The organism is Salinifilum aidingensis (assembly GCF_054782015.1).
Map to the genome: position 1 here is coordinate 100439 of NZ_BAAGTH010000014.1, position 19210 is coordinate 119648.

17 protein-coding genes are annotated in these 19210 nt (G+C 73.4%); 7 read left to right on the top strand and 10 right to left on the bottom strand.

Features of this window, described 5'->3' with window-relative positions:
• The first annotated feature begins 10 nt into the window (after nucleotides 1–10).
• On the top strand, nucleotides 11–874 hold the full coding sequence (locus ACYVJE_RS18555) for a class I SAM-dependent methyltransferase (protein ID WP_461145440.1): 864 nt from the start codon (nucleotides 11–13) through the stop codon (nucleotides 872–874).
• Nucleotides 875–889: 15 nt separating this feature from the next.
• Here ACYVJE_RS18555 and ACYVJE_RS18560 read toward each other — a convergent pair whose 3' ends face one another.
• The 6 genes from ACYVJE_RS18560 to ACYVJE_RS18585 form a co-directional block, all read right to left on the bottom strand.
• Entirely contained in the window at nucleotides 890–1444 is a 555-nt protein-coding gene (locus tag ACYVJE_RS18560) for a YbaK/EbsC family protein (RefSeq protein ID WP_461145476.1), read from the bottom strand.
• A 132-nt stretch (nucleotides 1445–1576) separates the two neighbouring features.
• On the bottom strand, nucleotides 1577–2323 hold the full coding sequence (locus ACYVJE_RS18565) for an alpha/beta fold hydrolase (protein WP_461145441.1): 747 nt from the start codon (nucleotides 2321–2323) through the stop codon (nucleotides 1577–1579).
• Entirely contained in the window at nucleotides 2320–2613 is a 294-nt protein-coding gene (locus tag ACYVJE_RS18570) for a DUF2516 family protein (RefSeq protein WP_459157550.1), read from the bottom strand. The genes ACYVJE_RS18565 and ACYVJE_RS18570 overlap by 4 nt, the downstream gene beginning before the upstream one ends.
• Before the next feature lie 96 nt (nucleotides 2614–2709).
• A complete protein-coding gene (locus ACYVJE_RS18575; protein WP_461145442.1) occupies nucleotides 2710–3357 on the bottom strand; it encodes a hypothetical protein in 648 nt (215 codons plus the stop codon).
• Nucleotides 3358–3361: 4 nt separating this feature from the next.
• Nucleotides 3362–3763, bottom strand: a complete 402-nt coding sequence (locus ACYVJE_RS18580) for a helix-turn-helix domain-containing protein (RefSeq protein ID WP_459157552.1) — start codon at nucleotides 3761–3763, stop codon at nucleotides 3362–3364.
• Between the two features lie 98 nt (nucleotides 3764–3861).
• Entirely contained in the window at nucleotides 3862–4296 is a 435-nt protein-coding gene (locus ACYVJE_RS18585; RefSeq protein WP_459157553.1) for a VOC family protein, read from the bottom strand.
• 228 nt (nucleotides 4297–4524) lie between these two features.
• On the opposite strand from ACYVJE_RS18585, the gene ACYVJE_RS18590 reads away from it, so the two are divergent.
• Complete coding sequence (locus tag ACYVJE_RS18590) at nucleotides 4525–5085, top strand: CGNR zinc finger domain-containing protein (RefSeq protein ID WP_459157554.1); 561 nt, start codon at nucleotides 4525–4527, stop codon at nucleotides 5083–5085.
• Between the two features lie 327 nt (nucleotides 5086–5412).
• Here ACYVJE_RS18590 and ACYVJE_RS18595 read toward each other — a convergent pair whose 3' ends face one another.
• Nucleotides 5413–6624, bottom strand: a complete 1212-nt coding sequence (locus tag ACYVJE_RS18595) for a DUF445 domain-containing protein (RefSeq protein ID WP_461145477.1) — start codon at nucleotides 6622–6624, stop codon at nucleotides 5413–5415.
• A 195-nt stretch (nucleotides 6625–6819) separates the two neighbouring features.
• Between ACYVJE_RS18595 and ACYVJE_RS18600 the strand changes: the two genes are divergently transcribed.
• On the top strand, nucleotides 6820–7989 hold the full coding sequence (locus ACYVJE_RS18600; RefSeq protein ID WP_461145443.1) for a pyridoxal phosphate-dependent aminotransferase: 1170 nt from the start codon (nucleotides 6820–6822) through the stop codon (nucleotides 7987–7989).
• A 76-nt stretch (nucleotides 7990–8065) separates the two neighbouring features.
• Here ACYVJE_RS18600 and ACYVJE_RS18605 read toward each other — a convergent pair whose 3' ends face one another.
• Genes ACYVJE_RS18605 through ACYVJE_RS18615 form a run of 3 tightly spaced genes read right to left on the bottom strand, consistent with a single transcriptional unit; the run spans nucleotide 8066 to nucleotide 11759 of the window.
• Nucleotides 8066–10693, bottom strand: a complete 2628-nt coding sequence (locus tag ACYVJE_RS18605; protein WP_461145444.1) for a CHAT domain-containing protein — start codon at nucleotides 10691–10693, stop codon at nucleotides 8066–8068.
• A 17-nt stretch (nucleotides 10694–10710) separates the two neighbouring features.
• Complete coding sequence (locus tag ACYVJE_RS18610; RefSeq protein WP_461145445.1) at nucleotides 10711–11232, bottom strand: hypothetical protein; 522 nt, start codon at nucleotides 11230–11232, stop codon at nucleotides 10711–10713.
• Complete coding sequence (locus tag ACYVJE_RS18615) at nucleotides 11229–11759, bottom strand: RNA polymerase sigma factor (RefSeq protein ID WP_461145446.1); 531 nt, start codon at nucleotides 11757–11759, stop codon at nucleotides 11229–11231. The genes ACYVJE_RS18610 and ACYVJE_RS18615 overlap by 4 nt, the downstream gene beginning before the upstream one ends.
• 1775 nt (nucleotides 11760–13534) lie before the next feature.
• Between ACYVJE_RS18615 and ACYVJE_RS18620 the strand changes: the two genes are divergently transcribed.
• Genes ACYVJE_RS18620 through ACYVJE_RS18635 form a run of 4 tightly spaced genes read left to right on the top strand, consistent with a single transcriptional unit; the run spans nucleotide 13535 to nucleotide 19204 of the window.
• Nucleotides 13535–14587, top strand: a complete 1053-nt coding sequence (locus tag ACYVJE_RS18620) for a glycosyltransferase family 2 protein (RefSeq protein WP_461145447.1) — start codon at nucleotides 13535–13537, stop codon at nucleotides 14585–14587.
• Nucleotides 14584–15006 (top strand): GtrA family protein, encoded by a 423-nt coding sequence (locus ACYVJE_RS18625; RefSeq protein WP_459157559.1) that lies wholly within the window; start codon nucleotides 14584–14586, stop codon nucleotides 15004–15006. Before ACYVJE_RS18620 ends, ACYVJE_RS18625 begins: the two co-directional genes overlap by 4 nt.
• Nucleotides 15000–17261: a hypothetical protein gene (locus tag ACYVJE_RS18630; protein ID WP_461145448.1), complete on the top strand. Its 2262-nt coding sequence runs from the start codon at nucleotides 15000–15002 to the stop codon at nucleotides 17259–17261. The genes ACYVJE_RS18625 and ACYVJE_RS18630 overlap by 7 nt, the downstream gene beginning before the upstream one ends.
• Nucleotides 17258–19204, top strand: coding sequence for a PIG-L family deacetylase (locus ACYVJE_RS18635; protein ID WP_461145449.1), 1947 nt, complete (start codon nucleotides 17258–17260; stop codon nucleotides 19202–19204). The genes ACYVJE_RS18630 and ACYVJE_RS18635 overlap by 4 nt, the downstream gene beginning before the upstream one ends.
• Nucleotides 19205–19210 lie beyond the last annotated feature (6 nt).

Here is a 19210-nt window from a genome sequence, read left to right on the forward strand (position 1 = left end):
CGCCCGCTCGATGACGACCGCACCGAAGAAGCGCAACCCCCGCCTGGCCGCGGGACGCGCCCGGCCGCTCGGCGCGCCCACCCGCGGGACCACCAACCCCAACCGGCTCCGCCGCGTGGACCGGTGGATGCTCGACCACCCGTGGCCGAGCCGCCACCTGCGCGGCGACCGGGAACCCCTCGTCGTCGACCTCGGCTACGGGGCGAACCCGGTCACCACGGTCGAGCTGACGCGCCGGCTGCACCGGCAGCACCCGCGGGCGCGCGTCGTCGGCCTGGAGATCGACGAGGACCGCGCGGCGGCGGGCGAGCGCGCCGCCGAACCGCCGCACCTGGAGTTCCGCCGCGGGGGGTTCGAGCTCGCCGGGCTCGCCGCAGGCGCCCGCGGGTTCCGCGGACCCACCGTGGTGCGGGCGCTGAACGTGCTGCGGCAGTACACCGAGCAGGAGGCCTGGCGCACGTGGGACGCGCTGCGCGCGCGGCTCGCCCCGGACGGCCTGCTCATCGAGGGCACCTGCAACGAGATCGGGCGCCGGTGCTGCTGGGCCACCCTCGACCGCTCCGGGCCGCGCACGCTGACGCTCGCGTGCCTGCCCGGGGACCTGGAGCGGCCCTCGGACCTCGCCGAGCGGCTGCCCAAAACGCTCATCCACCGCAACACCGGAGGCCACCGGGTGCACGCCATGTTCACCGAGCTGGACCGGTGCTGGCAGCGGGCCGCGCCGATGGTGCCGTTCGGGCCGCGTGCGCGCTGGACTCGCGCGATCGAGCTGTTCGCCGCCCGCGGCTGGCCCGTGCGGGACCGGCGCCGCCGGTGGCGCCTCGGGGAGGTCACGGTGGACTGGTCAGCCGTCGCCCCCGCGGAGGCGTCCTGAACCGGCGCTCGGGGATCAGCTGGCCAGGCCGCCCAGCACCTCGGCGTTCGGCAGCCGCCCGAGCAGCTCACCGGGCACGAACAGCTTGCTCGCCCGCGCGCCGCTGCCGATCACCACGACCGGCTGGTCCACCACCTGCTTGTCCACCAGCAGCGGCCACTCCCGCGGCAGGCCCAGCGGGGTGATGCCGCCGTAGGCCATCCCGGTCAGCTCGACGGCCTCGTCCATCGGTGTGAAGGAGGCCTTGCGCACGTCCAACCGCCGGCGCACGGTCGCGTTCACGTCCAACCGGGTCGTGGCCAGCACGACGCACCCGGCGTGGCGGACCTCGCCGGCGCGCTTGCCGGAGACGACCACGCAGTTCGCCGAGAGCTCCAGCGGCGAGGCGTACTGCTCGCAGAAGGCGGCGGTGTCGGCCAGCTCCGGGTCGATGTCGGCCACGCCGATGCGCTCGGCCTCCTCGGCCGGCAGCGCCCGCACCGCCGCCGCCGCGGGCTCGGCGAGCGCGTCACCGCGGGCCGGGGCCGGCTCGGGGTGCAGGTGCCCAGCTGCGGAGTTCCAGTCCACAATCCTCTCCGTTCACCAATCGCGGCCACCGGTGGTGACTCGACGTCCGCTGTTCGGGGCGGGCGGCCGGACAGCCGGCACGTGCCGGAGGCCCCTCCCGGCCGCCCCTCGGCGAGCAGACGACGCAACGAAGCCCTACGGGGCCAAGAAGTCCCGGAGGAGCCCGCGCAGCTGCGCCCGGTGCGTCGTCATCGGCGCTCGCGACGGCAGCTGCGCGCACGTGCCCCGCGGGAACGCGCGCGCCACGTCGCGGGCCACCGACTCGGGGTGCATCGGATCGCCCGCCGCGGCGACCACCAGCACCTCGCTCGCGACCGCGGCCAGCGCGCCCGCGTCGCTCAGGGGTGCCTGCTCGGGCAGCACCCGCAGCGCGGGTTCCAGCCGGCGCAGCGCTGCGGCGCGCTGCTCGACGTACTCCCCGGCGTCGAGGCCCTCCGGCAGCGAAGCGCGGATGTCCTCGCGGAGCGCGGCGCCGTCGTCCTCGCCCGCGCGCTCGACGGCGGCGGTGAGCTCGCCGAACACCCGGGAGCGCTCCGGGTGGTGCGGGCTGTCCAGCGCCGCCGGTTGGATCAGCGCCAGGCGGGTGAAGCGCTCCGGCTTGTCCGCGGCGATCCGCGTCAGCGCTCCCGCACCGAGGGACACGCCGACGGCGCGGTCGGCCCCCACCTCGTCGGCCGCGCGGAGCACGTCGTGCGCCACGTTCTCGTAGTCCCAGTAGTCCGGGGCGGGGTCCGGCGCGGCACCGTGGCCCGGCAGCGTGACCACGATCCGGGTGCCGCGCAGGCCCGAGGCGGGGATGCGCGCCTCGCCCGGTGTGGCGCCCAGGCCGTGCACCACCAGCGTGACCGGCTCACCGCGTCCGTGCGCGTCCCAGCGGGTCACCAGTAGCTGCCCCCCTGGACCTCCTTGAGCTTCGGCCCGACGTCCACGACGTACACCAGCGCGGCCACGAGACCGGCGATCCAGAAGATCATGCCGCCACCGCCGGGCCCCCGGGACAGCGCGAGCACCAGCACCGCACCACCGGTGATCCCGAGCCAGGCGGGCTTGCTCAGCTTGTCCGCCGCGGTGAAGGCATCGGCCCGCTGCATGGCCGCGTGGATGAACGCGTACACGCCCACGGGCAGACTGGCGATCCACAGGACCAGCAGAATCACACTTGCCAACAGCACGGCGCCCACCCTACGTGGTCGAAGTTCCAGGGCACACCCGCCTGCGCCCCGCGAGGAGCGCGGGGCGCGGGCGCACCGGTGCGGGCGCGGAGGAGCTCAGCTGTCCGAGCCGCCCCGGGACGCGCCCTTCTGGCCGCCCTGCGCGGCGGAGGCGTTCTTCGACGAGGACCCGCCGCTGGAGCTCCCGCCGCTGGAGGTCCCACCGCTCGAACCGGCGGCGCCCGTCGCGGAGGAGTCCTCCTCGGCGGCCTGGTCCGCCTGCTCGCCGGAGTCGGCGCGGGAGGGGGTCACCGTGCCGAGCACGTCGTCGGCGAGCTCGCGCACCTCGCCGACCGCGTCGTCGATCTTGCCCTGCGCGGTTTCCACGCGCTCGCGGACCTGCTGCACGCGGGGCTCGGTCTGCAGCCGGTCCAGGGCCTCCTCGCCCCGGTCGGCGAGGTAACCGTACAGCTGCCGCGCCGACTGCGCGTACTGGTCGGCGAGCTTGCGCAGTTCCGCCGGCTCCAGCTTCCCGCGCAGCTCGTCCAGGTCGTTCGGCAGGTCCTGGCGGGCGGATTCGGCCCGCTCGCTCAGCTGCGCGCGGACCTTCTCCAGCCGCTCCAGCAGGGCCTGCGCGGCGAGGTCGCCCGCCCCGAGGGCGGCGAGCAGCGGGGTGCGCGCCTGCTGCGCCACGCTGCCCAGGGTCTGCGCCGCCCCGGCTGGGCCGCTGGTCGCGTCGGTCGTGGTCTTCGTTTCGGCGGGCATGCGATCACTCCTCGCTGTCGGACGTCGTCCCGTCGTTCTCGTTGCGGAACGAGCCGTAGATGTCCAGCAACACTTGCTTCTGCCGCTCGGTGAGCTCCGAGTCGGCCAGAATCGCGTCCACCACCGGGCCGCCTGCGCGCGGTTGCAGGATGCCCGCTTGGACGTAGAGCGCTTCCGCGGAGATCCGCAGCGCTTTCGCGATCTGCTGGAGGATCTCCGCGCTGGGCTTGCGCAGCCCGCGCTCCACCTGACTCAGGTACGGGTTGGACACGCCCGCGCGCTCGGCCAACTGGCGCACCGAGATCTGCGCGTTGGTGCGCTGGGCGCGGATGTAGCCGCCGAGATCGGTGACAGCTTGGTTCACGGCGTCGTTGACGCTGGAAACGGACTTGTTCACGCGACCCATGTGCTGCCACCTCCGACTGCGCCCGCAGCCTACCCACAAGTGCTAACTTTTGCAAGCAACCTGCTTGCACCCGGCTCGGCCGCGGCGGCGCCCGCGGCTCAGGAACCGGCACCGGCGCACAGGCAGAACGGGTGCCCCACCGGATCGGCGTACACCCGGAAGGACGCCTCGCGGCGATCGGGCGGCTGCGGCAACTGCCGCGCCCCGGCCGCGAGCGCGCGCTCGTGCGCGGCGTCGAGACTGCTCACCCGGACGTCGAGGTGCGCCATCTGCGGCAGCTCCGCGTCCGGCCACGTGGGTCGCCGGAACTCCGGGTCCTGCTGGAAGGCCAGCCGCGCCCCGCCGAACGGGTCCGCGAGCTCCACCCACTCCGGGTCCGACTCGCCCTCGTCGATCTCCCAGCCGAGCAAGCGCCCGTAGAACTGGGCCAGCGCCCGGGGGTTCGGACAGTCCAGCACGAACGCGAGCAACCGCAGCGGACCTTCCGGCTCCGCGGCTTCCACCCGCACCGCACTCGAATCCGCGGTGACCATCCGCACACCTCGCTCCGCTTCCGCGCGTTCCCGTTACCACCGAACCCGCCCCGCGGACACCCCGCTCAGCCCGGAACGCGGGCGACGCCCCGAGGGCAGCCGGCGCCCGCGCCGGCACCGCGGCCGCCCCGCAGCAGCCGCCCACCAGCGGCGACATCGCAACCACCACTGCGTGAACGCAGGTTACAGGGGCTCGGTACACGCCGTTCCGTGACTTACGATAGGGATGTGAACAGCAGAGCTGTCGCTCCAGTGATGGACAATCCCCCGGTCGTGGACTCGGCAGGGCCCACCGTCGAACACGACCTCGAACTCGTCCTGGCGTTCCTGAACACCTACGACGCTGAAACCGGGACCGAACTCCTCCGCGACCACGTGCGCTGGCGACACTGGTGCCTCGAACGCGGACTCGGCATCCCCAGCAGCACCGAACCGACCCTGCAAGCCCGCGAGGCGATGCGCACCGCCGTCACCCTCGGTTCGCTGCCGGACACGGCCGTGCCCCACGCGTGGCCGGTGCGGGTGGAGCTGCGGCAGGGCCTGCCCGTGCTCAGCGGCACCGATGCGCTCGGGACGGTGCTCGTCGCCGCGATCCGGCTCGTGCACACCGGCCACTGGAACCGCATCAAGATCTGCCCGGCGGAGGACTGCCTCTCGGCCTTCTACGACCGATCGCGCAACAGATCGCGCACCTGGTGCTCCATGCGGGTCTGCGGAAACCGGGAGAAAGCCCGCCTGTGGCGCGAACGGCACACGGGAGACCTCGCCCGCGACAAGACCCGCGACTGACAACGACCGTCCACCGACCGCGGTGCCGCCCGCAGCGCACCGCGGCACGCCGGGGCCGGGCACCGCGCGGCGCACGCCCGCGCGCGTCCTGCGCCCCGGCGCCGAGGCGCGTCCCGGGAAGCCCCCGAACGCCGCAGACAACCGCTCCGAGCCCCCGGGGACGCCTTCAGACCCGGCCTCCCAGGGCGCTCCGCTGCGAGCGCGCCGGTGCCGGTGCTCCCGGTGCCAGCTCCTCCCGCGCACGGGCCTCCGGCCAGGGGCGGCACCTCCGGGGGCGGTACCTCCGGGGGCGGTACCTCCGGGGGCGGTTCCTCCGGGGGGCGGGGATCACTCCAGCAGCAGCCCCGCGACGGTGTGGATGGCCAGCCCGGCCAGAGCCCCCACGACCGTGCCGTTGATGCGGATGAACTGCAGATCGCGCCCCACCTGCAACTCCACCTTGCGCGCGGTCTCCCGGCCGTTCCACCGGTCCACCGTGTCGGTGATCAACGTGGTCAGCTCCGCGCGGTAGTTGCGCACCACGTACACCGCTGCGCTCTCCACCCAGCCGTCCACTTTCCCCCGCACCGCGGGGTCCTCGTCCAACCGGCGCCCCCAGGCGCGCAGCTCCTCGCGAACCCTCCTGCGCAGTTCGCTGTCCGGGTTCTCCGCCGCCTCCAGCAGCATCCGCTTCGCCGTGGCCCACACGGCGCCGACCATGTCGCGCACCTCCGGGTGCTCGACGATCTGGTGCTTGATCTGCTCGGCCTTGGCCATCGTGCGCGGATCGTGCTGCAGGTCCTCCGCGAACTCCACCAGGAAATCATCCACCGCGTGCCGCATGCGGTGGTCCGGATCCGTTTTGACCGCCCAGGCGAACGAGAGCACCTCCGCGTAGACCTTGTCCGCGACCATCGAATCGAAGAACCGCGGCGACCAGGACGGGGACCGCTCGCTGACCACACGCAGCACCGTGTCGTGGTGGTCCCGCACCCAGTCGTAGGCCCGGTCGCAGACGAGGTCGACGAGCTTGTGGTGCGCACCGTCGGCGAACACCTGCCCGAGGATCCGCCCCAGGGTCGGCGACCACGGCTGGTCCACGACCCGGCGGAGAACGTTGTGCTCGAGGAAGGACTGCACCTCCTCGTCGCGCAGCACCCGCACCGCACCCCGCAGCGCAGCGGCCAGTTCCGAGGTCACCCGCTCCGCGTGCTCCGCGGACTGCAACCACCGCCCGGTCCGCCTGCCGAGCTCGGCGCGCCCCAGCTTGTCCCGCACGACGTCCTCGGACAGGAAGTTCGTGCCCACGAAGTCGCCGAGGCTGCGCCCCAGCGCGTCCTTGCGCGTCGGGATGATCGCGGTGTGCGGGATCGGCAATCCCAGCGGATGCCGGAACAGGGCGGTCACCGCGAACCAGTCCGCGAGCGCACCGACCATGCCCGCCTCCGCCGCCGCGCGGACGTAGCCCGCCCACGCCCCCGCGCCCGCGTGCTCCTGCCACCGCGCGAGGAGGTAGATCACCGCGGCCAGCACCAACAGGCCGGTGGCCATGCCCTTCATCCGCCACAGGGCGCGCCGCTTGTCCTGCTCCGCTCGCGTCAAAGCCTGCACGGTTCGATTCTTCCAGCCGCACCGCGCGAGGAGGCCCGAGCACCACGGTCGGGCCGCCCGCTCCGACGCGCCCGCTTCCCACCACGCGGACCGGCGGGCCGGGACCTACTGCACCGCCCCCGCCGTGCACTAGGCTCGCGCGACGTGCGTACCCCAGCTCTCACCTCCCGGCTGCGCCCGTTCACCTCCACGATCTTCGCGGAGATCACCGAACTGGCCCGGCGCACCGAAGCGGTCAACCTCGGTCAGGGATTCCCCGACACCGACGGCCCCGCGGGCATGCTCGAGGCGGCGCGCGACGCCATCGCCAACGGCGTGAACCAGTACCCGCCCGGGGCCGGGGAACCCGAGCTGCGCGCCGCCGTGGCCGAGCACCGCCGCCAGCGCTACGGCCTCGAGCACGACCCGGACACGGAAGTGCTGGTCACGGTCGGCGCGACCGAAGCGCTCACCGCCACCGTGCAGGCGCTCGTCGAACCGGGCGAAGAGGTCGTCCTCCTCGAGCCGTACTACGACTCGTACCCGGCCGCGGTCGCGCTCGCCGGCGCGCAGCGGCGCACCGTCCCGCTGCGCCCCGCGGCGGACGGCCGCTTCGCCCTCGACACCGACGCGCTGCGCGCCGCCGTGGGACCGCGCACGCGCGCGCTGGTCCTCAACTCGCCGCACAACCCGACCGGCACCGTGTTCACCGGCGAGGAGCTCGCCGTGATCGCCGAGGTCTGCCGGGACAACGACCTCATCGCGATCACCGACGAGGTTTACGAACACCTCGTCTACGACGAGCGCCAGCACACCCCCCTGGCCACGCTGCCCGGCATGGCCGAGCGGACGGTGTCGCTGTCCAGCGCCGGCAAGACGTTCAACGCCACCGGGTGGAAGATCGGCTGGGCCTGCGGCCCCGCCGAACTCATCGCGGCCGTCCGCGCCGCCAAGCAGTTCCTCACCTTCGTCGGCGGCGCCCCGTTCCAGCCGGCCGTCGCGCACGCGCTGCGCGCCGAGCAGGAATGGGTGCGGCAGCTGCGCGAGAACTTGCAGGGCAAGCGCGACCGGCTGGCCGCGGGGCTCGCCGAGGCCGGATTCGACGTGCTGCGCAGCGAAGGCACGTACTTCATCTGCACCGACGTGCGTCCGCTCGGCTTCACCGACGGCGCCGAGTTCTGCCGCAGCCTGCCCGAACGGGTCGGTGTCGCGGCGATCCCGGTGCAGGTCTTCTGCGACGACCCCGATGCCACCCGGCACCTGGTCCGGTTCGCCTTCTGCAAGCAGGACGACGTCCTCGACGAAGGCCTCCGCCGCCTGCGCAAACTGGCGTGAGGCGGCGGCCGGCCCCGCTCCGCCGTGCCGCGAGGGACCGGCGCCGCCGTGGGAGCGGAACCGGCCCCTCACCACGTCACCCGCCGTGTCCGAAGCAGACGAAGCCCGGCTCCCGCCACCGCTGCTGCGCTTCGGCCAGGGCCGACTCCGCGGCGAGCCCGCGCCGCATCCCCTCGTGCAACGAGGCCATCACCCGCGCGGCCCGCCCGTCGGGCACCGGCAGCACGCTGGCCACCACGGTGCGCGTGCCCTTGCCGAGCAGCGTCGCGGTGACGCCGCTGACCTGCTCGCCGGGACCGACCGCGGCGCCGCCCACCTCGCACGCCGCGAGCACCGCGGTGCGCGGCCCGCGGGAGAGCCGCTCCAAGTCGTAGGCGTACAGCGGGCCGTCCGCCAGCCGCAGCTGGGACAGCATCGGCCGGTCCTCGCGGAACGTCCCGTGCGCGGCGATGTGCGCCACCCCGGCACCGTCGAGCTCGCGCAGCGCCGCCTCCGCCGTCGCCCGCTCCCCGGTGAGCAACCGCCCGCCGCCGGCGGCGTGCAGCGCCCGCACCTCGTCCTCGGCGTGCTCCAACCCGGGGCCCGCGATCCACACCTGTTCGGGCTGCCCGGAACCTCCGGTCCGGGCGGCGGGCGCCTCCCGGTCCGCTCCCCGCAACCAGCACCGCAACGACGGTGTGACGGTGACGCGACGCCCCCGGCAGCCGGGCAGCGCGGCCCACGGCAACACGTGCAAGCTCCCCGACGGCATCACCAGCAGCGGACGCTCGCCGCCCAGCTCGGCCTCCACCGGCCCGAGCAGGAGCTCGTGCAACCGCTGCGCGCAGTGCCGCGCCTGCGCGGCGTGCGCGGCGTCCACCGCCGCGCTCGCCCCGTAGGCGCGCCGCGCCAACGCGTGCCGCAACCGGCCGACGAGCTTTTCCACCTCGGCTCGGGACCCCAGCACGTGCGCGGAGAACCTCCCGTCCACACCGGACACGGCGAACAGGGTGTCGCCGTGCTCGAACAGGGCCAGCAGCACGGTTCGACCGAGGTGGGAGCCCACGTCGGCGAGCCCCGGCACCTCCGGCCAGGGCCGCGTCCGACCGGGGGTGCGCACCGCCCGGTGCTGCACGCGCTGCTCCAGCTCCGCGATCGCCGGCGTCGGCCGCCCCGCCACCACCGCACGCCGCCCACCGGCGCGTTCCACCGCCGAGGAAGCCGCGCGCAGCCGCTCCAACGCCTCGCCCAGGCCGCGGTCCAGCGCGGCGGAGGCGCACTGCCGGGGCAGGGCGCCGACTCGCAGCCGCTCGGTCCAGCGCAGCATCGCACACGGGTCACCGGTGGAGAGCGCCGCGCGCATCGCGACATCGGCGAGTTCGGCCCCCGCCGACCACTCGTGCACGCGCATCTCGAGCGCGACGATCCCGGCGAGGTGCCGCTCCACCTCCCGCAGACCTGCGCGACAGGCGCGCAGCACCGCGCGCACGTCCCCGTCCAACTCCGCCACCAGCGCCAGGGCCAACCACCCCTGCGCCCGCTCCCGGGCCGGCACCTCCCGAAGCGCGCGCAGCACCCCCGCCTGCCCCAGCAGAACGCGCGCCCGCCCGCACCAGCCGGAGCGCAGTGCCGCGCGGCCGGCGCTGAGCCGGACGCGGGCGGCCGCGCGCTCCCAGCCCGCACGGGCACAAGCGCGCGCAGCCCGCTGCGCGAGCACGATCGCTCCCCACGAACAACGGCCCGTGCGCAGGCGCGCGTCCCACACCACCGCCGCGGCCAACCGCGCCCACGCGTGCTGCCGCTCGGACCGGAAGAGCCGCCGGGCACGCAGCGCCTCCCGTTCCGCGCACGCCGCATCACCGTCGAGGAAGGCGAGTTCGGCCAGCTTCAGCCGCGTCCGCGCCAGGCGCGTCCCGCACGCCGAGCGAGCCAGCCGGTCCACCACCTCGGCCACCGAACGGTGCGCGTCCGCGCGCAAGCCCGCGGCCGCCTGCGCCCGCGCCCGGTCCACGTGGAATTCCGGTGCGGATTCCGCGTCGAGCCCCGCGTCCACGGCTTCGTCGAACAAGCGCAGCGCCCGCGGCAGCTCGCCCGCGCGGTAGGCCGCACAGCCCCGCCGGTGCCGGCAGACCGCCGCGTTCCCGGGCTGCCCGTCGGCCGCGAACAACCGCTCCGCCGCGGAGAAATCCGCCTCTGCCTCCCGGGAACGTCCGATGTGGAGCAGTTCCACCCCGCGTTGCGACAACGCCCGCGCCCCCCAGCGCCGATCCTCCTGCCCCAGCAGAGCCAGCGCCGCCGAGAACGCCTCCGCAGCCCTGCGGTGCCGCCCTTCGCGCGACCACAGCAGCCCGCGCACGCACGCAGCCCTCCCGGCATCGCCGCCCTCGAGCGCGGGCTCCGCCCGCCGCAGTTCCGCCCGCGCCCGCTCCGGACACCCCGCTTCGGTGTCGATCCAGGCCAGCACCAACCGCAACCGCGCCTCGCCCGCGGGCGAGCAGGCCTGGCTGGCCAGGCTCAACCCGGTCCGCACGTGCCACCGGGCCGCACGGTGATCCCCGAGCTCCGCGCAGGACAGCGCCGCGGCGTGGTGCGCGCGCAGCAGCGGGACGGCGTCAGCGGCGGGACCCGCCGGCGCCGGGCGCACCTGCTCGACGGCGCGGCGAGGAGGGGCGATGACGTGCTCCCCCCGGCCCCGGACGCCGCGCTGCGGGGGCTCTCCGCTCACCACCACCGCCGACGCGCTCAACAGACCAACCAATCCGCGACCGCGGGCAGCTCCCCGCCCGCCCGGAACACCACGCTCAACGGCCCTCGTGCCACCCACGAGAGGTGGAATCCCCCGAACTCGTCCAACTCGGCAGCGCTGTCGCCCGCGGCGTGCCGCAGCACCACATCACCACCCGGGGCATCCGCACCGTCCGCGGGCAGGACGCTGCCGCGGACGGCGCACCAGCCCGGGCACGTCTCGCACACGTCCATCTCGAGCACGTGCGCCTCCATCCGGAACGTCAGCACACGAGCGCTGCCGCCCGAGCGCACCGATGAGGTCCGCACGGCGTCACCGACGAGCGAGAGCGCGCGAGTCCGGCCGCTCCACCGCCGCCGGACCGCGGCGTAGGCGGTGTGCAGCACTTCCGGTGGGACCGGATCGCAGGAGTCGAGCAGCTCCCCCAGTTCGCGCAGTTCCGGCGGTTTGCGCACCTGCCCGGGTGGCGCGGTCTCGCCCCTGCGGTCGGTGGCGCGGTGGAAAGTCATGTCCCTCATGCCACCTCCTCGGTCTGCTCCTCCACGAGCGCGAGCTGCTGCCGCAAGTAGGTCAGGCACCGCGACTTCTTCGGGCCGATCGTCCCGTGTGGAATCCCGAGGGAATCGCTGATCTGCGCGTAGCTCGCCTCCGGCGTCACCGCGAGCACGCGGAGCAGGCGTTGGCACCCCGGCTGCAGGCGCGCGAAGGCCGCGCCCAACCGCGAATTCGCGATCTTGCTCAGCAGTGCCTGCTGCGGGTCCTCGGACTGCGCCCGGTCGAAGTCCACCCCGAAATGACCGACCGGCGATTCGTGCCGCCGGCTGCGCCGCGCTCGCCCGGACTCCCGACGGGCCGTGGTGACCAGCCACGCCAGCACGGCATCCGGGTCCCGCAGCCGCTCCAGGTTCTCCGCGAGCAGCAACCACGTCGCCTGGTACACGTCCTCGGCATCGGCGCGGCTGTCGGTCCGCGTCCTGACCAGGTTCCACACGGCGGGGCCGTGCCGATTCACCAGCCGACGCCACGCCTCCTCATCGCCGCGCACGGCACGCCGGACGAGAGCACCGCTGTCCTCAACGCTCTCCCCGTCGAGCCGCTTCGGCCCCGCGGATCCGGCGCACTCCCCACCGACGGCACCGCCACCTCCTCCGGTCTCCGCGCCTGCCCCAGCACGTTCCTCGACCCCAGTGCTCGTCTCAACCCCAGTGCTCGTCTCAACCCCAGTGCTCGTCTCAACCCCAGTGCTCGCCTGAACCCCAGTGCTCGCCTGAACCCCAGTGCTCGTCTCAACCCCAGTGCTCGTCTCAACCCCAGTGCTCGCCTGAACCCCAGTGCTCGTCTCAGCCCCAGTGCTCGTGTAGCTCCCCGTGCACGTGCTCCTCGTCGACCGAGCCGTCTCGGCCATGGGACACCTCCACTCCCCAGTCAACGTTCGTCTTCTTCTTAGAGGGACGGAGGAGGCGTTTGGATTCGATCATGAAGCATTTCCCTCCGAACGGGTCATATCGCTCGGATCCTGTTGCTGCGCGGCGCGTCGGCGTGCTCATCACCACCCCGACGCCTCGGACGCCGCACGCGCTGCACCGAAACCGCACGAGCGGACGGCTCCGGGCCCGGGAAGGCGCGCAACCCACCCCGTGCGCAACCGGTCCCGCGCCCGACCCGTCCCGCGCACCGCTCTCCGCGACCCGACCGGAGCTCTCCCGCCACCCGGTGCCGCCCGCGCGGCGGAGGAGCGCCCTCCGGCCGCGCGACGCGGAGGTCCCATCCGGTGATCTGCCGCGAGTCGCGGCACCATCGAAGCGCCCCGACGAGTCCCGGACGGGCCACCGCGCCGGCCCACCCGGGACCGGGTGCTCCCGGTCCGGCATCCGACCCGGTGCCGCTGCCCCGCGCCACCGGGCACGAGGGGCGCCTGCCGACGCGACGAGGGGCCGCGCCGGCGGGCAGGACCGCCCCAAACCACCGGTGGAACCGCCACCGCGCGTCGCCCTCGCCGGCGGCGGAACTGCTGATCACAGCGTGCGCTGGAGTGAACCGCGCCACTCGGGAGCCGCAACCCTCTGCAGCGTGAGATGTCCAACCTTCAAAATGTCGCGCGGAAGACGACAGGCACCCTACTTCCGCGTAGTGTTGTGATCAGTCCACCTGACCCCCAGAGGTGGACCTTCGGCGCCCCCGCACTCCCGGTGCCCCCCAGGCCGGTTGAGCGCGGGGGCGCCTTCTTCGCGAGCCCCTCCTCGCGAACCCCGCCTCCGCGCCCCTCGCTGCGGGCGCGAAACGTGCTGGCGCGGGCGAAAAGGGGACCGCCTGCGGCGCAGCGCGCCGAGTCGTCGGCGGCAACACCCGCCGAGCCCCCGAACGCGTCCGGCTCGTCCCGCGTGCACAGATCACGCTATGGAGTGGCCGGAATGATGTCGGTGTGCGGCCGGGATGCGCCTCGATTACCGTCAATCGGGACCTGATCGATAGGCGAACGGGAATTCGGTGACCGGCGCGCCCGGCAGATGCACGAACCGTTCCGCCCTGCCATCACCCGGTCCGGCCGCGACGATCTCGGAGGTGGCGAATGCTACGCCTCGACACGCGGAAACACCACCGCAGCAACGGATCCGCGGAAAACACGCACACCGGAGCGAACGTGGAGATCAATTTCCGGAAAACGGGGCGCGCGCACCGAGAAAGCTGCGGCAGATCATTTTCGCGCGCAACTCGACCCGGCTCCGCCGAACCGCCCCTCGGGGGTTTAGCAGCGCCTGCCGAGTGATCGATTTCAGCAGAGTTGATTTCCGGATTTACCGATCTTGCGCGAGAGCGATCATGGATCTTTCTGTTGTGGTTCCGTGCTTCAACGAAGAACGCGGCCTGAAGGAGCTCCGCGACGAGCTCAACACCGTGCTGCCTGAGCTCGTGGGGCAGTACGAGGTCGTGCTCGTCGACGACGGCAGTTCCGACGGCACGCTCGAGGAAGCCCGGCGGCTGAGCTCTCTGGACCGGCACTACAGGTACCTGTCGCTGAGCCGCAACTTCGGCAAGGAGGCCGCGCTGCTCGCCGGAATCCGCGAAGCCACCGGCGACCGGGTGCTGCTCATGGACGCGGACCTGCAGCACCCGCCGCGGCTGATCAACGACATGCTCGTGCTGCTGGAGTCCGGTTACGACCAGGTCGTCGCGCGCCGAGACCGGCACGGGGAACCGCGGACCAGATCACTGCTGTCCAAGATGTACTACCTCGGGGTCAACAAGCTCGCCGACGTCCCGCTCGAGGACGGTGCGGGCGACTTCCGCGTGCTCTCCCGCCGGGCCGCCGATGCCGTGCTGTCCATGCCCGAGAGCAACCGGTTCTCCAAGGGCCTGTTCGCGTGGGCGGGCTTTCGCACCACAACCCTGCCCTACCGCAACGTCACCCGGAAGTACGACGAATCCGGTTTCAGCTTCGGCAAGCTCGTCAACTACGGGATCGACGGCGTGATCTCGTTCAACAGCAAACCGCTCCGCGCCGCGATATACCTCGGCAGCGCGGTCACGCTGCTGGCCTTCGTCTACGCCGTGTACGTGGTCATCTCCGGGCTGACCGGCGAACCGGGAGTCCCGGGATACGCCACCCTGATGGTCGGCATCGCCGGGTTCGGCGGGATGCAGTTGCTGTTCCTGGGCGTGATCGGCGAGTACGTGGGGCGCATCTACTTCGAGACGAAGAACCGGCCGCACTACTTCGTCGAGGAGTCCGGCGGCTCGGTGAGCCAGCAGCCGGCCTTGCCGAAGGGCGTCAGCTCCTTCCCCCGCCTGATCGCGCCGCGCCGCCCCGCCGAGGAGGACCCGCTGGTCGCCGATCCCGCCACGGGAACCGGGGGACGCTCGTGCGCGGAGTGAGCGAAACCGGCAAGTTCGGACGCTTCGTCGTGGTGGGAGCCGTGAACACGGCCGTGCACTACCTGGTCTACCTGGCGGCCTGGCTGCTGGTCCCGTACCTGCTCGCGCACGTGCTCGCCACGACCGTGGCGATGTCGGCGTCCTACCTGCTCAACTGCCGCTTCACCTTCCATGTCCGGCCACGACTGCGCACCTTCCTGCTGTACCCGGCGTCGAACGCCACCAACCTCGCCGTCAGCGCCACCGCGATGTGGCTGCTGGTCGAAGTGGCCGGCATCCACCCCCTGCTCTCGACCGTGCTGGGCGGACTGCTCGCCACCCCGGCCACCTACCTGGTGAGCCGGTTGATCCTGACCTCCCCGAACCGCGCGCCCAGCGCAGCCCCCGAAGATTCGCTGACGATTGGGAAATCATGGTGACGCGCAGCGTCGCAGTCGACCCCGCTGAGAAGGCCACCACCCGGCCGCCCGCCGTCGACCGCAGCCGCGGTCGCACCCGCGACCGCGGATGCCTGGCAGCACCGGTGATCACCTGCCTGCTCATCGCCGCCCTCGCGCAGCTGCCCGTCCTGCGCCCGGGCTGGTTCTACTTCGCCGACGACGCGGCCAACCAGATCCTGCCCATGTGGTACCACCTGGGCCACCAGGTCCGGGACGGTGTCTGGCCGCCGCTGCTGGAACCGGACCTGCTGATGGGCGGAAACCTCGCCGCCGAAACGCTGTTCGGCATCTGGAACCCGGTCCACGCCCTGGTGTGGGTGGGGGTTTCGTTCGCCTCGGACCTGGGGGTCGCCGGCATCGTCGTGCGGACCATCGCTCTCGCAGCGCTGGGACTGGGCTGCTACCTGGTGTGCCGCGAGTACGGGGCGGCCCGCTGGCCGGCGAGCGCGCTCGCCACAGCGCTGCCGTTCGCCGGTTCCCTGCTCTACTACGACGTGGCGAAGTGGCCCGCGGCGCTGCTGGCGTTCGTGTGGGTGCCGTTCGTCTGGCTGGCCGCTCGCCGCACGATGCGCGGCCGCACCAACGCCTTCTGGGTGTTCCTGCTCGGTGCGCTCGCCGTGACCGCCGGCAACCCCTACGGCCTGCTCGGCGTCTGCGCGGTGCTCGGCGCTGCGCTGCTCGAGGCCGGGCTGCAGCGGAGCTGGGCCGGGGTCCGGCGGTTGTTGCTGGTGTCCGCGGCGATCGGGGCGGTCGTGCCCCTCGTCTACCTGCCGCTGGTGCGCACCAGCCACATGACCTGGCGTACCTCCGCGGGGGTGAGCAACACGGGGGAGCTGGCGCCGCACCTCGGCGACCTGCTCAACCTCAGCATGCCGACCTACGTCCCGGACGTCCCCGACGTGGGCGTACCCGCGGTGTACTTCTGCTGGTTCGCCGTCCCGCTGGCGTTCTGGTGCGACTGGACCGTGCTGCGCAGGCGCTGGCGCGAGCTGTCCGGGGTGTTCGTGATCGCGGCCGGGTACCTGCTGGCGATCCTCGGGCCCTCCGAGGTGTGGATGTTCCGCTGGCCGCTGCGGGTGGTGCACTACGGATACCTCGCCGCGGCCGTCCTGCTGGCCGTGGTGCTCACCGCCGGGCTGCGGCTGGACCGCTGGCGCTACCGTGCCGCCGGCACGGCGATCGTGCTGCTGCTGACCACGTACTTCACCACCGCGCGCAGTCCCGACCCCGTAGCACTGCGCCGCGCCGTCTTCCTCGCGCTCCTGATCGGCATCCTGGTCGCCGCTGCGGTGCTGGCCTCCCGGACGCGCGGGACCCGGCGGCTGGGCGCGGTGCTGCAGATCGGCACGGTGCTCACCTTCTCCGCGCAGGTCTTCTGGTTCGTCGGTGGCAGCACCGACCTGCACCACTTCTTCCCGAGCTCCCCGCAGCAGATGCGGGAGAACTACGCGGACCGCTACGAGGGCCGCGTGCTGCAGATCGCCGACACCGCGCTGAACGAGGAGGAACCACCGGACGGGCCGCGGGAGATGTGGCGCGACATGGCCGTCGGCAACTCCTACCTCCCGTCCGGGGTTAACAACCTCGGCTCGTACACCGGGATCGGTTTCAGGGAGTTCGCCGACCTCCTGTGCATGCGCTACGAGGGCTCGTCGTGCCCGGAGGCCTACGACGCGCTGTGGCGCCCACCGGAGGGAGCGCACGCCCAGCTCGCGGACCTGCTGCTGCTCGACACGGTCGTCGTCCAGCACAAGCTCATCCCGCAGCCCGCCGTGCCGGAGGGATGGCACCTCGCCGAGCGCAACGAACGGGTCAGCGTGCTGCGGCGCGACGAAGTCGCCTCCGCCGGCACGGGTTACCTCAGCTGGAGCTCACCGAACCTGCGCGTGGGCTCGGACGTCTCCGAGACCGCGACCCGCGAAGTCGCCGATGTCGACCGCACCGGGGACGGGACCGGACGGCTGGTCTTCGCCAAGATCGCCTGGCCCGGCTACACCGCGACCTGGAACGGGGTCGAGGTCCCCGCGCGCGCCGGGCCGGCCGGTTTGCTGGAAGTCGTGCTGCCCGCCGGGCAGCACGGGCCGGGACACCTCGAGCTGACCTGGACCCCGCCGAACATGCGCCTGGGGCTGACGGCGGCCGCGGGTGGGGCGTTGCTGGCCGCCGGCGCCGGCCTCCACCAGATCCGTGCGCGTCGCCGGGACGGTGCCGCGGCTGCCGGGGTGCCCCGATGAGCAGGACCGCCGGACTCGCCATCGCGGCTGTGCTCGCGCTCCTGGCCTCGTGCCAGGCACCCCCGCAGCGCGAGACCACACCGCACCCGCCCCCGCAGGCCCGCTACGTGCAGGTCGTGGCCCATCCCGACGACGACGTCCTGTTCATGAACCCCGACCTGGCCGAAGGGCTGCGCGCCGGACGTCCCACCACCGGGATCTACCTCACCGCCGGCGAGAGCGACGTGGCCGAACCGGCCCGCTACAGCGCCGAGCGCCAGGAGGGCACCCGGGCCAGCTACGCGCAAATGGCCCGGAAGCCGAACGACTGGAAGCGCAGCACGATCCCGGTGGGGCAGGGACGTGTCGCCGAGCTCAACACGCTGCGCGCAGCCCCAGACGTCAAGCTGGTGTTCCTGAACCTGCCCGAGGACGCGAACACGCAGCGCGGTGAGCACGCGCTGACCCGGCTGATGCAGGACCGGGAGGGGTCGGTCACCGTCAACACGACGGTTCCGGCCGGTGCCGCAGCGCAGCGTCCCCAGGCGTACGACCGGAGGGCGGTGGTCAACGCGCTCACCACCCTGTTCGACAGGTTCCGGCCCACCGTGGTGCGCCTGCAGGACGACCAGCCGGACGAGCGCTACCAGCCCAGCTGGGACGGGTTCCACAACCACCCGGACCACGTCGCGGGGGCGGTGCTGGCCGAAGAGGCCCTCGCCGCGCATCGGTCCGACTCCTTCCCGCCGACGGTGCTGACCTACCGCGACTACAACGTCGCCGACGCACCGGGCGGTCTGTCCGAGCAGGACAAGCGCACGACGCGGGAGGCGTTCGCCGCGTACTCCGCGCACGACGTGCTCACCGAAGGAGGCATCTACGAGACGTGGAGCGACCGCAGCGCCTACCGGTGGCCGCGCCGCGGCACGTGGGCGGGGCGGGGCGTGCACGGCAGGGTGCAGGCGTTCTCCGTGCAGGCGCGCGGCCTCGCGCACTGGACGCGCACCGCGGGAGGCACCTGGCGAGGTCCGCAGCTGCGGCCGCTGCCCGGGCCCCTCCGCCCGCAGATCTCGGTGCTGGGCGAGGGGCGGGGACGGCTGACGCTGGTCGCGCAGCGCGAGGACGGGGCGCGCCTCCTGGTCAAGCGGCAGGACCGGAAGGGAACCTGGCCCCGGCGGTGGCAGGTCCTGGACACCCCCGGCGGGACCGATCCCTCCCAGAACGGACAGCCCGCCGGCACCGTGGACTCGGAAGGCCGGGTCGTGCTGGCGCTGAAGAACGCCGCGGGCGGGGTCAGCATCCGCCGGGAGACCGCCCCCGGGAGCCTGCGGTGGCAGCCGTGGACCGACCTCGGCGGAGCCGACGTCCAGGACGGCCTCTCGGTGGTCCCCGGCCGGGGAGGTGCGGTGCACGTGTTCGCCGCTACCCGGGAACAGGTGCTGCACTGGGAGGTTCCGCGGGACGGGGCCGCACGCAGCGAGGCGGTGCCGATCGGCCCCGTCAGCCCCGCGGGAGCACCGGCGGCCGAGCGGGGCCGCGACGGTCGGATCCGGCTGCTGGTGCGCACGAACCGCGGTGGTGAGCTGGTCGAGCGCGCACTCACCCCGCAGGGCCGGTGGGACGAGCAGGGCGCGCTGCCCAGTCCCGGCGGGATCGGCGAACCGGTACTGGCCGAGGCGGGACCGGGGCGCGCGGACCTGATCCGGATCGCCCGGGACGCCGCGGGCGCGGTGCACGTGGCCGAGCGGCCCGGACCGCGGGGAGGCTGGACCGACCTGGGCGGCGTGGTCACCGATCACCCCGCAGCGGTCACCGAGCCCAACGGCGACATCACGCTCATCGGGCTCGGCGCCAACGGCAGACTCGTGGCCAACACCGGCGAGTGGGGACCCGCCGATCTCACCTTCACGGGGTGGCACCCCGCGGTGACCGCGCCTCCCCGCTCCGCGGAGCAGGCCGACTGAGCGGAC